The organism is Luteimicrobium xylanilyticum (assembly GCF_009429125.1).
GTDB classification, from domain to species: domain Bacteria; phylum Actinomycetota; class Actinomycetes; order Actinomycetales; family Cellulomonadaceae; genus Luteimicrobium; species Luteimicrobium xylanilyticum.
In genome coordinates this window covers 3,357,990-3,373,274 of record NZ_CP045529.1, presented here as the reverse complement: position 1 = coordinate 3,373,274, position 15,285 = coordinate 3,357,990, and the positions used below count along the sequence as shown (strand labels likewise).

Here is a 15,285-nt window from a genome sequence, read left to right as displayed (position 1 = left end):
GACGTGCGCCCCCTGCGGATCCTCCACGTCTCCGACACCCACCTGCTCGGCGACGGGGGCCGCCACTACGGCGTCGTCGACACCACGGCCGCGCTGCGCTCCGTGCTCGAGCGCGCGTCGACCGTCAGCGACGTGGACGTCGTCGTGCTGTCGGGCGACCTGTCCGACGACGGCAGCCCCGCCTCGTACCAGGCCCTCGTCGAGCTCGTCGAACCCTGGGCGGCCGAGCGTGGCGCCGTCGTCGTGCCGGCGATGGGGAACCACGACCTCGCCGCGGGATTCGAGGAGGTGCTGGGGGAGCGCGAGCGCACCGTCCTCGTCCGGGGCTTCCGCGTCGTCACCGTGGACACCTCGGTGCCCGGCGCCGGGTACGGCCGGCTCGACCCGGCCCAGCTCGACCGGCTGCGAGGCGCGTTGGCCGGGCTCGAGGACCCGGACCGCGCCACGCGGCCCGAGGAGGCGGCGGACGCGCCGCTCCGGCCGACCGTCGTCGTTCTGCACCACCCGCCCGTGCCGGCGCGCTCGGCGCTGCTCGCGGCGCTCGAGCTGCAGGACCCTGGCGCGCTGCTCGAGCTCTGCGAGGACGCCGGTGCGGTCGGCGCCGTGCTCGCCGGGCACTACCACCACGCCCTGGTGGCGACAGCCGGTCGCATCCCGGTGGTCGTCGCGCCCGGTGTCGCCAACTCGTCCGACCCGCTCGCCCCCTGCGGGCACGAGCGGGCCGAGGTCGGCTCCGGGTTCGCGGTCGTCGACGTCCACGACGACGGCGCGGTGAGCGCGGTGTTCGTGCCGGTCCCGCACGCGTCCGACGTCGCCGACGGGACCGAGCTCTTCGACCTCGCACCCGACGAGGTCGAGCGGATCGCGGCGCTCGCGGGTCCGGGGGCGTCGTCGTGACGCCGTCGCGCCCCGGCGAGGTCGCGGCCACGATCCGGACGCTGCTCCCGTCGCTCCTGCCCACCGAGCAGGCCGTCGCGCAGGTGCTCCTCGCGCGGTCCGCGGAGATCGTCGAGCTCAGCTCGCAGCAGGTCGCGGAGCTCGCGGGGGCGTCGCGCGCCACCGTCGTCCGGACCTGCCAGAGCCTCGGGTTCTCCGGCTACCAGCAGCTCCGCGTCCTCCTCGCGCGCGACGCCGCGTTCGCCGCGACGGTGCACGACGGCGCGGGCCCGGGCTCCGGCGCGCCCGCGTACGACGACGGGACGCCCGGCGCCCCTTCGGCTGCCGCGGGCGCCGGCTCGGTCCGCACGCCGTCGGGCATCGTCGAGGACACGTTCCGGCAGGTCGCCGCCGGTGTCGTCGGGATGGTGGCGCTGCTCGACGGCGACGCGGTGGCCCGGGCCGTCGAGGCGATCGCGACCGCGCGGCGCGTCGTCGTCGTCGGGAACGGGCTGTCGGGGCCGCTCGCGCTCGACGCCGCCGCACGCCTGACCGGCGCGGGTCGGCCCGCCGAGGCGCCTTTCGACGTCATCAACCAGCAGATCACCGCGCGCCTCCTCGGCCCCGAGGACGTCCTGCTCGTGATCTCCGGGTCGGGGTCGAACGCGTCGAGCCTGCGGTCCGCCGACGCCGCCGTGGCCGCCGGGGCGACGGTGATCGCGGTGACCGCGTTCGCACGGAGCCCGCTCACCCAGCTCGCGGGCACGAACCTCGTCGTCACCATGCCCGACCTCACGTTCCGCGACGAGATCACCCTCGCGTCCCGGTTGCCGCAGGCGATCCTCGTCGAGGGCCTGGTCGCCGCGGTCACGGCGCACCTGGGGGAGTCGGCCGTGCGCGCGAAGGCCCTCGCGCTCGACGCGATCAGCGACAACCTCGCGGAGTGACCCGCCCCGCCGCGCCGACGCAGGCGGCCACGCGGACGACTTCGCGAAGTACCCCGCCCGGAGGCCTGTCTCGCGGTCAGAGGGGGATGCCCGCGTCCTTGGCGAGGTCGGCGTAGGTCTGCTCGCCGTCGTTCGCCTCGTCGAACTGGTAGGCGCCGCTCACCTCGTCGATGTGGAGGCTCCCGGCCTTGACCTTGTCGGGTGTCCACCCCACCTCGCGGAGGGCGGCGAGCTCGTTCTCGAGCTGCTCGCGGCTCATGCGGATGCCATCGCTCATGCGTCGAAGGTAGCGCCGACGCCCTGCGCCCGCGCGCCGTCCGCGCCGATCAGGACCGGGTCGTCCAGGGTGCGCCGAGCTCGGTGAACGTGCGCTGCTCTGGCGACTCGCTCGCACCACGCGGCGACGTCGTGCACGACGGGATGGTGCTCGCCGCCCGCACCCCGCCACCTCACGTGGTCGCCGCCGACGCCCCGCGGGTCCGGAGCGGTGCGGACCGCCTCGACCACGCGCATGAAGGCTCCCGTGTCGGCAACGTCGCACAGCAGGCGGTGCCCGTCGTGACGCGCCTCGAGCAGGTCGCTCAGGAGCTCGACCCGCTCGCCGCGGACCGTCCGCTCGCCCTTCTGCCCGGACACCACGGCCTCGTCGCGTTCGTAGCGGAGCGTGAACCCGCCGTCCGTCCCGCGCAGCACGACGCGCGCGAGTTCCTACTCGGGGGCGCAGAGCGGGAGACGCCGTACCCCCGGAAGCCGACGAGCGCGACGGACGCGGTCATCGAGCGTTCCTCCGGTTCTTGCGGGCGAGCAGCCATGCTGCGGCGCTCCTGCCGGCGCGCGGCCAGAGCAGGCGGTCCAGCGTCTTATCCACCGCGATCCACAGCGCGAACAGGATCGCGGCCCAGATCCAGCCGAGCCGGGGGAGGATGACGAGGACGAGGACAGCGAGCCCCGCCGTCCAGAAGGCCCATGAGAGCCAGCCACGGATTCGTCCCTCCGCGCGTCGTCGCGCCTCGTCAGCCGGGCCCGCGCCGTCGTGCACCGGGCGCATGTTCCCCGGCCCCACGGGGTGCGCGGGCGTGGGCTCGGGCGTGCTGGCGGTGCCGGCCACGGGGCCTCCCTGCGGACGGTGCGGACTGGTTCGACGCGAGCGTACTGCCAGCTCAGCGCAGTCGCGTCGACGGGGCACCGTCGGCGAACCCAGCGTCGCCGTCGGCGAACGGAGCGTCACCGCGGGCGTTGGGGCGGGCGACCGCTCCGGAGGTGAGGTCATCGCGGAGGGTGGGTCGGGAGGGGTGCGCGCGGTCGTGGCGGGTCTGGCGGGAGCCGAGCGAGGAACGAGCGAGGCGGATGGTAGACCGCGCGCACCCCTCCCGCTCCACCCGTACCAGACGCCCTGTCCGAGACATCAACGCGGCGGGGACGTGCTCTCGCGCACGACGAGCTCGGTCGCGAGGTCGAGCTGTGGCGTGGCGGGCTGCTCGCCGCGTGCGAGGCCGAGGAGCATCCGGGTCGCGGTGCCGGCCATGTCGGTGAGCGGCTGGCGGACGGTCGTGAGGGACGGCCCGATCCACTCGGCGAGGGGCAGGTCGTCGTACCCGACGACGCTCACGTCCTCGGGTACGCGCAGCCGCAGCTCGCGGGCCGCGCGGAGGACGCCGAGCGCCTGCATGTCGGAGCCGGCGAACACGGCCGTGGGGCGGTCGGGCCGCGAGAGCAGCTCGATGCCGTGCCGGAAGCCGCCGTCGACGTAGAAGTTGCCGTGCCGCACGAGCTCGGGGTCGACCGTGAGGCCGGCTTCCTCGTGGGCGGTGCGGAAACCGTCGATCCGGGCCTTGGAGCACAGGACGTCCGCGGGCCCGGAGATCATGGCGATGCGCCGGTGCCCCAGCCGGAGCAGGTGTCGCGTCGCGTACAGGCCGCCGGCCCAGTTGTTGGAACCGACCGTCGGCACGCCGGGCAGCGGCTCGCCCGCGGTGTCGACGACGACGTACGGGATGGACCGCGCGTCGAGCTGCTGCCGTTGGCCGGGGTCGACGCCCGAGAGCACGAAGATGACGCCGAGCGGTCGCCGGGCGACGACGTTGTCGAGCCAGTGCTGCGGCGGCCGGTGCTCGCCGCCGAGCTCGGAGAGCACGACCTCGACGTTCTCGGCGGCGGCGGCCGCTTCGACGCCCTGGATGATCTGGATCGACCAGGCCGAGTCGAGCTGGTGGAACACGAGCTCGACGAGCGACGACTCGGTGGACGTGCGCGGCGTGCGTCGGCGGTACTGGTGGCGCTCGAGCGCAGCCTCGACGCGTGCACGGGTGTCGGGGGCGACGTCGGGCCGGCCGTTCAGGACCTTGGAGACGGTGGGGACGGAGACGCCGGTCTCCTCGGCGATCGAGGCGATCGTCGCGGACCCACGGCGCCGGCGCGGCGCAGCGGAAGTTTCGCTCGACGGTGTGGTCGAGGTGGTCATGGTGAGCTCGCGTTTCTGGTCGCAAGTTTCGCGGAGGTTCTCCCGGAACCTAGCATCCCACGAACGCGGTCCTGGTCGCGGTCCAGAGAAACCGCGGCCCGCAGGGGATCGCGGTTTGCTCGCCCAGTGCAAACGTTCCCGGTGACGGCGTTTGTTTCGTGATCGAACTGAGACCTAGGCCGCCTTGACGCTTGCCGGTGGCAGTCCTAGGGTCATCGCAACCGATATCTTTCGGAATCTGCACGAGAGTTTCGACGCCACACGGTCGTGGCGCGCGGCGCACGCCGCGGCACCACGACGACGTGGCCGAGAGGGATGGCATGAGCGCACCGAGCACCGCACGGCCTGGCGGGTCCGTGGACGAACCGCGGGTCTGGCAGGACGTGACCCGGACCCCCGACGAACGCGTCGAGCACCTCGTCGAGCACCTGACGCTCGAGGAGAAGGTCGCCCAGCTCGTCGGCGTGTGGGTCGGCGCGGACGCGTCGGGTGGCGGCGTCGCGCCCCACCAGGCCGACATGACCGGCGACGTCCCCACCTGGGAGCACGTCATCCGCGACGGGCTCGGCCAGCTCACGCGCCCGTTCGGCACGGCGCCCGTGGACCCGGCCTCCGGAGCGCGGTCGCTCGCGGCGTCGCAGCGGGACATCGTCGCCCGCAGCCGCTTCGGCATCCCCGCCCAGGTGCACGAGGAGTGCCTCGCCGGCTTCGCCGCCTGGCAGGCGACGGCCTACCCGGTGCCGCTGTCGTGGGGCGCCTCGTTCGACCCGGCGCTCGTGCGCGAGATGGCGCAGACCATCGGTGCCTCGATGCGCTCCGTCGGCGTCCACCAGGGCCTTGCGCCGGTGCTCGACGTGACCCGCGACCCCCGCTGGGGCCGCACCGAGGAGACCATCGGGGAGGACCCCTACCTCGTCGCCACGGTCGGCTCCTCCTACGTGCGCGGCCTGGAGGACGCGGGGATCGTCGCGACGCTCAAGCACTTCGCGGGGTACGCCGCGTCGCGGGCCGGTCGCAACCTCGCGCCGGTCGACCTCGGCCCGGCGGTGTTCGCGGACGTCGTCCTGCCGCCGTTCGAAGCGGCGCTCCGGCTTGGCGGCGCACGCTCCGTCATGCACTCCTACGCCGCCGTCGACGGCGTCCCCGCGGCCGCCGACGAGAGCCTCCTCACCGGGCTGCTCCGTGAGACGTGGGGGTTCGACGGCACGGTCGTCGCCGACTACTTCGGCGTCCGGTTCCTCGAGACCCTGCACAAGATCGCGGCCGACCGCGCCGAGGCGTCGCGCCTCGCGCTCGAGGCGGGTGTCGACGTCGAGCTGCCCACGGTCGACGCGTTCGGGGTCGTCGCCGACGCCGTCCGCGCGGGCGAGATCGACGAGCTCCTCGTGGACCGCGCGCTGCGCCGGGTCCTGCGTCAGAAGCTCGACCTCGGACTGCTCGACGCCGACTGGTCGCCCGACGCGGCGCTCGCGAGCCTCGACGACCCGACGCTCGACACCCCGGCGGCCCGCGACCTCGCGCTGCGGCTCGCGCGGGAGTCCGTCGTCCTGCTCGCCAACCCCCGGCCCGACGGTGCCCCCGCACCCGTGCTGCCGCTCGCGCCGTCGGCGCGGCTCGCCGTCGTCGGGCCGCTCGCGGACGACCCGATGGCGATGCTCGGCTGCTACTCGTTCCCCGCGCACGTCGGTGCCCAGCACCCGGAGACCCCGCTCGGCATCGAGATCCCGACCGTCGCCGCGGAGCTGCGCGCGCGGTGCGCGCATGTGAGCGTTCACACGGGCTGCGAGGTCACCGATCCGTCGCGCGAGGGGTTCGCCGAGGCGGTCGCTGCGGCCCGTGGCGCCGACGTGTGCGTCGCCGTCGTCGGCGATCGCGCGGGCCTGTTCGGCCGCGGTACCTCGGGCGAGGGCTGCGACGCCGAGGACCTGCGCCTGCCCGGAGTGCAGGCGGACCTGCTCGACGCGCTGCTCGCGACCGGCACCCCCGTCGTCGTCGTCCTCCTCACGGGACGGCCGTACGCGCTGGGCGAGGTCGCGGACCGCGCCGCCGCGGTCGTCCAGGCGTTCTTCCCCGGCCAGCGCGGCGGGCAGGCCGTCGCCGAGGTCCTCGCCGGCGAGACCAACCCGTCCGGACGGCTCCCCGTGAGTGTTCCCGCCCGGCCCGGCGGCCAGCCCGGCACCTACCTCGCGGAGCCCCTCGCGCGCCGCACCAGCGTCTCGTCCGTCGACCCGACGGCGCTCTATCCGTTCGGCCACGGCCTGTCCTACACGACGTTCGCCTGGGAGGACGCCCGGCTCGTCGACGAGGTCTGGCCGACCGACGGCGAGGCGACGGTCCGGCTGACCGTGCGCAACACCGGGGAGCGGGCGGGAGCCGACGTCGTCCAGCTCTACCTGCACGACCCCGTCGCCCAGCGGGTCCAGCCCGAGGCCCGCCTCGTCGGCTACGCGCGCGTGGACCTCGAGCCCGGGCAGAGCGCGGACGTCGAGCTCACGCTGCACGCCGACCTCACGTCCTTCACCGGCCGGCGCGGGGTGCGCGTCGTGGAGCCCGGTGACGTCGAGCTCCGCGTCGCACGCTCCAGCGCCGACGTCGTCGCGGCGCTCGGCGCCCGCCTCACCGGACCCGAGCGCGAGGTCGGCCACGACCGCCGTCTCGTCAGCGACGTCGTCGTCCACCCGGCGACCGCCACCCGCACCGACCACCAGGAGGTGACCCCACGATGAGCCTGCACGACCCCGTCAGCGTGACGTCGGACCCCGAGGTCCCCGACGTCCCGCTCGCACCCGCCGGCGTGCCCGACGCGTCCGGCCGCGGCGCTCCACCGCCCGACGGCGGTGCGAGGCCGAGCCGCGAGCAGCGCCTGCGCATGCAGGGCAAGACGTCGTGGCGCGTGGCCCTGAAGCGTGACTGGCGCCTCTACTCGTTCCTCGTCCTGCCGCTCATCTTCCTGCTGGTCTTCAAGTACGTGCCGATGGTCGGGAACGTCATCGCGTTCCGCCGGTTCCGGCCCGGCGGCAACCCGTTCGGCGACGAGTGGGTGGGCTTTCACTACTTCGACCAGTTCATCCACAACCAGCAGTTCTGGACGGTGTTCTGGAACACCGTGATCCTCGGCGGGCTGACCCTCGCGATCTGCTTCCCGCTCCCGATCATCCTCGCGCTCATGCTCAACGAGCTGCGCTCCCGGCGGTTCAAGAAGGTCGTCCAGACGATCACCTACCTGCCGCACTTCATGTCGATCGTCATCGTCGCCGGCATCGTGCTCCAGCTCGTGTCCGTCGACGGCACCGTCAACCAGATCGTCCGGGGCTTCGGTGGGGACGCGATCTCGTTCATGCAGGAGCCCGGCTGGTTCCGCTCGATCTACGTCAGCTCCGAGGTGTGGCAGACCGTCGGCTGGGGCACGATCCTCTACCTCGCCGCGCTGACCACCGTCGACGACCAGCTCTACGAGGCCGCGCGCATCGACGGCGCGAACCGCTGGCAGCAGACGTGGCACGTCACCCTCCCCGGGATCCGGCCCACGATGATGGTCCTCCTCATCCTCAACATCGGCTCCTTCATGGCCGTGGGCTTCGAGAAGGTCCTGCTCCTGCAGAACCCCCTCATCTACTCGACCGCCGACGTCATCTCGACGTACCTCTACCGGGTCGGCATCCAGTCCGCGCAGTTCTCGTACGCGGCCGCGATCGGCCTCTTCGAGTCGCTCATCGGCCTGGTCCTCGTCCTCAGCGCGAACTTCGCGTCGCGCCGTCTGGTTGGAGCCTCGCTGTGGTGACCGAAACCTCGACCCCCGACGTCACCGCCGTCCGAGCCGCGTCGCTCGGTGTGAAGGACACGCGGGGCTACGCGATCTTCCGGGTCGTCAACGCCGTCGTCCTGACGCTCGTCGCGGCGATCACGCTGTACCCGTTCATCAACCTCGTCGCGAAGTCGTTCTCCTCGGAGGGCCACATCGCCGCGGGCCAGGTCAACCTGATCCCGCGCGGCTTCAACGTGACGACGTTCGACGCCGTCGTCAGCGACCCGATGTTCTGGGAGAACTACAAGAACACGGTCGTGTACACGGTCGTCGGCACGATCATCTCGATGGCGCTCACGACGACCTACGCGTACGCGCTCAGCCGGCCGAACCTCAAGGGCCGGGGCGCATTCACCGGGATCGCGCTCTTCACGATGTTCTTCAGCGGCGGGCTGATCCCGAACTACATCCTCGTCGCCAACGTGCTGCACATGCGCAACACCATGTGGGCCATCGTGCTGCCGGGCGCGATCTCCGTGTTCAACCTGCTCGTCATGAAGTCGTTCTTCGAGAACTTCCCCAGCGAGCTCGAGGAGGCCGCGGCCCTCGACGGCATGACGACGTACGGGGTCTTCCTCAAGATCGTCCTGCCGCTGTCCAAGGCCGTGCTCGCGACCATGACGCTCTTCTACGCCGTGAGCATGTGGAACTCCTGGTTCGGGGCGTTCCTGTACCTCGACAAGAAGGACCTCTTCCCGGTCACCGTCTACCTGCGCAACCTCATCGCGGCGACCACCGGTTCCCAGGAGATCACCGGCTCCCAGGCCGACGCCGTCCAGATCGGCGCCAACGTCCAGTCCGTGACGATGCTCCTCACCGTCCTCCCCATCGTGTGCTTCTACCCGTTCGTCCAGAAGTACTTCGTCTCGGGCGTGATGCTCGGCTCCGTCAAGGGCTGAGCGCACGTCCGCACCCCCGATCTTCCCCACACCCGTCGAACGACGACGTTCAACCCCAAGGAGAATGATGCGCAACATCCGTAGGCGGACCGCCGCCGTGGCCACCCTGGCGACGCTCGCCCTCGCCCTGACCGCGTGCAGCTCGGGCGGCGACGACGACAAGGGCTCGAGCGACGGCGGCAGCGCCACCATCGACGCCGCGCACTCGAAGGGCGCCATGGCCGACTTCAAGGCCGGGGAGACCTTCAAGGCCACCGAGCCGGTGGACTTCACGATGCTGTACCGCGACCACCCGAACTACCCGGTGAAGAACGACTGGTCGATCTTCCAGCAGCTCAAGGCGAACCAGAACGTCAGCTTCAAGCGCACGGACGTTCCGCTCGCCGACTGGGACAAGAAGAAGGCGCTGCTCATCGGCGCGGGCGACACCCCGGAGATCGTCTCGGTGACCTACCCGGGCCAGGAGACGCAGTTCGTCTCGGGCGGCCAGATCCTCCCGGTCTCGGACTACATCAAGTACATGCCGAACTTCGAGCAGAAGATCAAGGACTGGGGCCTGCAGGCAGAGCTCGACACCCACCGCCAGGCCGACGGCAAGTACTACATCCTGCCGGGCGTGCGCGAGGTCCCGGACGTCCAGTACTCGGTGGTCGTCAACGACGCGATGTGGAAGAAGGCCGGGATCACCTCGGACCCCGCGACGTGGGACGAGTTCGCGCAGGACCTCGTCAAGGTCAAGCAGGCCAACGGCCTCAAGTACGCGTTCTCGGACCGCTGGACGGACACGACGACGCTCGGTGCCTTCCTCCAGACCCTGTCGCCGAGCTTCAACACCTCCGCCGGCTGGGGCTACTCCAACACCTGGTTCAACCAGGACACCAAGAAGTTCGAGCTGACGGGCATCACCGACAACTACAAGCAGCTCGTCACCTACGCCGCCGGGCTCGTGTCGTCCGGGGCGATGGACCCGGAGATCACCCAGAGCGACGACCAGGCGACGCAGAAGTTCATCTCCGGTCAGTCCGCGGCGATCTCGGGCAACACGCAGGAGATCACCTCGTACCGGAGCAAGGCCAAGGACGCCGGCGACAGCTTCTCGATGCACATGATCACGCTGCCCGACGGGCCGGCCGGGAACTACATCGCCGGTGGACGGCTGTCGTCCGGGCTCATGATCTCGAGCGCCGCGGCCAAGGACCCGCACTTCAAGGCGCTCCTGCAGTACATCGACTGGCAGTACTACTCCGACCAGGGCATCGAGTTCGCCCAGTGGGGCGTCGAGGGCCAGACGTACACCAAGTCGTCGGACGGCAAGCGCACGCTCGCCAAGGACGTCGACTGGAACGGCCTCAACCCCGGCGCGAAGAAGCAGCTCAACGCGGACTTCGGGTACAGCAACGGCGTGTTCCTGCTCGCCAACGGCTCCACGAAGGACCTGCTCCAGTCCGTGATGTCCGACGAGACGAAGAAGTGGACGAACGAGGTCCTCGCCAAGAAGAAGGTGCTGCCGGTCCAGCCCGCGGCCCAGCTCAACGAGGACGAGCTCGAGCAGACCTCCCTCGTCGACTCGCAGATCAAGGACGCCGTGATGGCCGCGACCGCGAAGTTCATCACGGGTCAGACGCCGCTCAGCGACTGGGACAAGTACGTCGCCCAGATCAAGGGCCTCGGTGCCGACCAGCTCATCGACACCTACAACACCGCGTACCAGCGCACGCAGGACAAGTGACGGCCTGACGCACGCGCCGCCGTCCGGACCTCCCCGGCCCGGACGGCGGCCGCCGTCGTCGTCCACGCCATCCCGACCCCCGGAGAACCACGCCGTGACCACCGTCGTCCCGACCGAACCGATCAGCACCCTGTCCGACGCCTGGCGCACCTGCGTGGGCACGGGACGGTTCAACCTGGCGCTGCGCCAGGACTACCAGGACTCCCTCGCGCTCGTGCAGCGCGAGATCGGGTTCCGGTACGTGCGCGGCCACGGCCTCCTGTCCGACGACGTCGGCGTGCACCGCCCGTACGACGCCGCAGGGCACGCGGGCACCCGGTACGCGTTCACCTACGTCGACCAGGTCGTCGACGCGTACCTGGCGCTCGGGATCAAGCCGTTCCTCGAGCTCGGGTTCATGCCGTCGGGCCTCGCGTCGGGTGACGCCACCGTGTTCTGGTGGCGAGGCAACATCACACCGCCCCGCGAACACCGCGAGTGGGCGGCCCTCGTCCAGGCCGTCCTGCGGCACCTGATCAGCCGCTACGGGCTCGAGGAGGTCCGGACCTGGCCCGTGGAGGTCTGGAACGAGCCGAACCTCGACATCTTCTGGCTCGGCGCGGGCAGCACGACCGAGGAGCGGCAGGCCGCCTACTTCCGGCTCTACGAGGCCACGGTCGCCGCGGTCAAGGACGTCGACGCCGAGCTCCAGGTCGGCGGACCTGCGATCTCTCCCGGAGCCGACGACTGGTGGGCGCCGTTCGCCGACTTCGTCGCCGACCGCGAGGTGCCGTGCGACTTCGTGTCGTTCCACGCCTACACCACGGGCCCCGCGCAGCCCGTGCCCTTCGGCGTCTACCAGACGCTGCGCCGTCCGGAGCACCTGCTCGAGCAGTTCGGCCGCCCCGCCGAGCTCCTCGCCGGCACGACCCTCGCGGGCAAGCCCGCGCACGTCACCGAGTTCAACAGCTCCTACCGGCCCGACAACCCCGTCCACGACACGGCCTTCAACGCCGCCTACCTGGCGCCGGTCCTCACGGGCGGCGGGGACCTCGTCGACTCGTTCTCCTACTGGACGTTCTGCGACGTCTTCGAGGAGGACGGCATCCCCACCTCGATCTTCCACGGCGGCTTCGGGATGCTCACGCACCGGCAGGTCAAGAAGCCGACGTACCACCTCTACGCGTTCATGGCGCGGATGGGGAGCGACGTCCTCGCCCGCGGCGAGGACCACCTCGTGACCCGGGACGCGGCGTCCGGCCGGCTGACCGCGCTCGTCTGGCAGCCCGTCGGAGGGACCGACGACCCGGCCGCCGCGGAGAGCCACACCGTGCACCTGTCCGTGCCCGTCGCGGCGGTCGCTCCCGGAGCCCCCGCGCCGGCGACCGCCTACGCCCACCGCAGCGACGTCGACGTCGACTCGGGCAACGCGTTCACGGCCTGGCGACACCTGGGCCGGCCGGCGTCCCCGACGCTCCGGCAGCTCGACCTGCTGCACGAGGCCGCGGAACCCGTCCGCTCCTACCGCGCGTTGCCGGTCACGGACGGACGCGTCGACCTGATCCTCACGCTGGGGCGCCACGGGGTCACGCTCGTCGAGCTCGACCCGGTCGTCGACGAGACGCCCGCCTGGCTCGACGACGCCCGCATCGTCGGGCAGGAGCCCGCCCGCGAGAGCACGGGGCTACGGTGACCGCCATGACCCCCGACCGCCCCGGCCCGCGCGTCCCCGGCGACCTGGGACACGGCGCGCTCGGCCGGCTCACGGCCGTCGTCTACTGGTTCGCGACCGTGACGGTCCTGCTGGCGCTCGCGGCATCACCGAGCATCGTCCTGCTCCTGCTGCTCGACCGGTCCGCGAGCAACGTCCTGCTCGCGGCGCTCGCCCTCGTTCCCGTCGGGCCGGCGCTGTCCGCGGCGCTCTACACGATGCGTGACCGTGACCGTGTCGGGCGCGACGCCGACGCCGAGCTGACGCCCGCGCGGTCGTTCGTGCGCGGGTACCGCCTCGGTCTCGCGGACGTGCTGCGCGTGTGGGCCCCGGCGCTCGGCGTCCTCGGGATCGTCGGGCACGTCCTGGTCAACGCCGACGCCGCCGGCGTGAGCGGGGCGTACGCGGTCGTGCTCGCGGTGCTGGGCGCCGTCGTCCTCACCTGGGCGCTGCACGCCGTCGCGATCGCGACGTTCTTCAACTTCCGCACCCGGGACGTCGCCCGTCTCGCCGCCCACTACCTCGGCCGGTTCCCGGTCGTCTCGCTCGGGGTGGTGTCGCTCGTGGTCGTCGCGGGCGCCGTCGTCTGGGTGGGCACCGAGGTCCTGCTCGCCGTCGTCGGCGGCGTGTGGGTCTGGTTCTGGTACCGCGGCGACCAGCGCCTGCTCGACGACGTCCGCGACCGCTTCACGACGCCCGCGGCCTGAGCCGCATCCGCACCACGAGGAGACACCTGACCATGCCAACCGCCGGCACCCGCAAGATCCCCTTCGGGGGCGACTACAACCCCGAGCAGTGGCCGCGCGCCGTGTGGGACGAGGACTGGTCGGCGTTCGGGAAGGCGTCGATCGACACCGTGACCCTCGGGGTCTTCGCGTGGTCCTACCTGCAGCCCGCCGAGGACACGTACGACTTCGCGCGTCTCGACGAGATCGTCGCCGAGGCGGTCGCGCACGACGCGACGATCGTCCTCGCGACCGCCACGGGCGCCATGCCGCCGTGGCTCGGGCACCGCTACCCGGAGGTCAACCGGACCGACTTCGAGGGCCGGCACCACACGTACGGGCAGCGGCACAACTTCTGCCCGAGCTCGCCGGTGTTCCGGCGGCTGTCCGTCGAGCTCGCCCGGCGCACCGCCGAGCGCTACACGGGGACGCCCGGGCTGGTCGCCTGGCACGTCGGCAACGAGTACGGCGGGGCGTGCTACTGCGAGCACTGCGCGGCGGCGTTCCGGGTCTGGCTGCGCGAGCGCTACGGCACGATCGAGCGGCTCAACGACGCGTGGAACGCGACGTTCTGGTCGCACCTGTTCTCCGACTGGGAGCAGGTCGTGCCGCCGAACGCGCTGAGCGAGCACTGGCGCGGGCCCAACCACACCGCGTTCCAGGGCATCACGCTCGACTACCGCCGGTTCATGTCCGACCAGCTCCTCGCCTGCTTCCGGGCCGAGAAGGACGCGATCCGCGCCGTCGACCCGGACACCCCGGTGACGACGAACTTCATGGGCCTCTACCAGCCCATCGACTACCACCGCTGGGCCCCGCACCTCGACCTCGCGTCGTGGGACAACTACCCGCCGGGGCCGCGCGAGCAGGTCCGGATGGCTCTCGCGCACGACCTCATGCGCGGCCTGAAGGACGGCGCTCCGTTCTGGCTCATGGAGCAGACCCCGACCATCACGGCCTCCCGCGACGTCAACCCCGTCAAGCGGCCCGGCGTGATGCGCCTGTGGACGTGGCAGGCCGTCGCGCACGGCGCCGACGCGGCCCTGTTCTTCCAGATGAGGCAGTCCCGCGGAGCGTGCGAGAAGTACCACGGCGCGGTGCTCGACCACGCCGGCCGGACCGACACCCGCGCGTTCCGCGAGGTCGCCGGGCTCGGGGCGGAGCTCGCGACGCTCGGGGACGCCGTCCTGGGGGCGCGCACACCCGCGCGGGTCGCGCTGCTGCTCGACTGGGACTCGTGGTGGGCCGTCGAGATGACCGACGGCTTCAACCGGCACGTCTCCTACGTCCACACCGTGCTCCAGTACTACCGGGCGCTGTGGCAGGCCAACGTGGGTGTCGACGTCGTGCCGGTGACCGCCGACCTGTCCGGGTACGACGTCGTGGTCGCGCCGCTCCTGCACCTGCTCGAGGCCGACGTCGCCGCCCGCCTCGAGGAGGTCGCGCGCCGCGGCGGGAGCGTCGTCTCGTCGTTCTACGCGGGCCGGGTCGACGAGGACGACAACGCCTACCTCATGGACCCCCCGGGTCCGCTGGGTGCGCTGTTCGGGATCCGGGTCGACGAGACCGACTCCGCCGAGCCGGGCGTCACCAACCCGGTCGCGCTCCGTGCACCGGGATCCGCCGCCGACGACGGCGCAGCCGACCTGGTCTCCGCTGCGGGCCTGGTCTTCGAGGTGGTCGTGCCGCAGGGGGCGGAGGTCGTCGGGACGTACGGCAGCGACTTCTACGCCGGCACGCCCGCGGTCACCCGGAACGCGTTCGGGGACGGCGAGGGCTGGTACGTCGCGACCGCCCTCGACGACGCCGGCGTCGCGTGGGTCGTCGGGCAGGTGCTCGACCGGCACGGGATCGCCGGTCCGTACGCCGACGTGCCCGACCTCGAGGTCGCCGTCCGCGAGCGCGACGGCCTCCGCACCGCGTTCCTCCTGCACCACGGGACGGAGCCGGTCGAGGTCCCGGCGTACACCGCGGGCACCGACCTGCTCACGGGCCGCGAGGTCCGCGAGGGCGAGACGCTCCACCTGGACCCGACGGACGTCGTCGTGCTCCGCGAGCGCCCCTGACGCACCACCGCCGAGTGTGACGTGGGCTCCGTCGAGTGTGACGTCGCCGCCGCCGAGTGTGACGTCGCCGCCCGGCCTCGCGTCGCA

Annotated in this window: 13 protein-coding genes; 9 read left to right on the top strand and 4 right to left on the bottom strand. The window is 72.1% G+C overall.

Annotation, left to right across the window (positions count from 1 at the left end):
• Positions 1-3 precede the first annotated feature (3 nt).
• Both KDY119_RS14920 and KDY119_RS14915 read left to right on the top strand, forming a co-directional pair.
• Complete coding sequence (locus KDY119_RS14920) at positions 4-897, top strand: metallophosphoesterase (protein ID WP_227994373.1); 894 nt, start codon at positions 4-6, stop codon at positions 895-897.
• Positions 894-1,823 (top strand): MurR/RpiR family transcriptional regulator, encoded by a 930-nt coding sequence (locus KDY119_RS14915; RefSeq protein WP_153022482.1) that lies wholly within the window; start codon positions 894-896, stop codon positions 1,821-1,823. The genes KDY119_RS14920 and KDY119_RS14915 overlap by 4 nt, the downstream gene beginning before the upstream one ends.
• 76 nt (positions 1,824-1,899) lie before the next feature.
• Here the strand turns inward: KDY119_RS14915 and KDY119_RS14910 are convergent, their stop codons facing one another.
• From KDY119_RS14910 to KDY119_RS14895, 4 genes are all read right to left on the bottom strand, one after another.
• A complete protein-coding gene (locus KDY119_RS14910) occupies positions 1,900-2,100 on the bottom strand; it encodes a hypothetical protein (protein ID WP_148284022.1) in 201 nt (66 codons plus the stop codon).
• The gene (locus KDY119_RS14905) at positions 2,097-2,516 is read right to left on the bottom strand and encodes a hypothetical protein (protein ID WP_036947361.1); all 420 of its coding nucleotides are present in this window, start codon (positions 2,514-2,516) and stop codon (positions 2,097-2,099) included. Before KDY119_RS14905 ends, KDY119_RS14910 begins: the two co-directional genes overlap by 4 nt.
• Positions 2,517-2,595: 79 nt before the next feature.
• Positions 2,596-2,931, bottom strand: a complete 336-nt coding sequence (locus KDY119_RS14900; protein WP_036947359.1) for a hypothetical protein — start codon at positions 2,929-2,931, stop codon at positions 2,596-2,598.
• Between the two features lie 297 nt (positions 2,932-3,228).
• On the bottom strand, positions 3,229-4,284 hold the full coding sequence (locus KDY119_RS14895) for a LacI family DNA-binding transcriptional regulator (RefSeq protein ID WP_036947357.1): 1,056 nt from the start codon (positions 4,282-4,284) through the stop codon (positions 3,229-3,231).
• A gap of 320 nt (positions 4,285-4,604) precedes the next feature.
• On the opposite strand from KDY119_RS14895, the gene KDY119_RS14890 reads away from it, so the two are divergent.
• The 7 genes from KDY119_RS14890 to KDY119_RS14860 all read left to right on the top strand — a co-directional run bounded on the left by KDY119_RS14890 (position 4,605) and on the right by KDY119_RS14860 (position 15,198).
• Complete coding sequence (locus KDY119_RS14890) at positions 4,605-7,010, top strand: beta-xylosidase/alpha-l-arabinosidase (protein WP_153022481.1); 2,406 nt, start codon at positions 4,605-4,607, stop codon at positions 7,008-7,010.
• Positions 7,011-7,153: 143 nt separating this feature from the next.
• Positions 7,154-8,065 (top strand): ABC transporter permease, encoded by a 912-nt coding sequence (locus KDY119_RS14885; protein ID WP_227994698.1) that lies wholly within the window; start codon positions 7,154-7,156, stop codon positions 8,063-8,065.
• Entirely contained in the window at positions 8,059-8,988 is a 930-nt protein-coding gene (locus KDY119_RS14880; RefSeq protein WP_051136277.1) for a carbohydrate ABC transporter permease, read from the top strand. Before KDY119_RS14885 ends, KDY119_RS14880 begins: the two co-directional genes overlap by 7 nt.
• A gap of 67 nt (positions 8,989-9,055) precedes the next feature.
• On the top strand, positions 9,056-10,717 hold the full coding sequence (locus KDY119_RS14875; protein ID WP_036948582.1) for an ABC transporter substrate-binding protein: 1,662 nt from the start codon (positions 9,056-9,058) through the stop codon (positions 10,715-10,717).
• 94 nt (positions 10,718-10,811) lie between these two features.
• On the top strand, positions 10,812-12,389 hold the full coding sequence (locus KDY119_RS14870; RefSeq protein ID WP_036947355.1) for a GH39 family glycosyl hydrolase: 1,578 nt from the start codon (positions 10,812-10,814) through the stop codon (positions 12,387-12,389).
• A 5-nt stretch (positions 12,390-12,394) separates the two neighbouring features.
• Positions 12,395-13,114 (top strand): glycosyltransferase, encoded by a 720-nt coding sequence (locus KDY119_RS14865; RefSeq protein WP_153022479.1) that lies wholly within the window; start codon positions 12,395-12,397, stop codon positions 13,112-13,114.
• 32 nt (positions 13,115-13,146) lie between these two features.
• Positions 13,147-15,198, top strand: coding sequence for a beta-galactosidase (locus KDY119_RS14860; protein ID WP_153022478.1), 2,052 nt, complete (start codon positions 13,147-13,149; stop codon positions 15,196-15,198).
• The last annotated feature ends 87 nt before the right edge of the window (positions 15,199-15,285 follow it).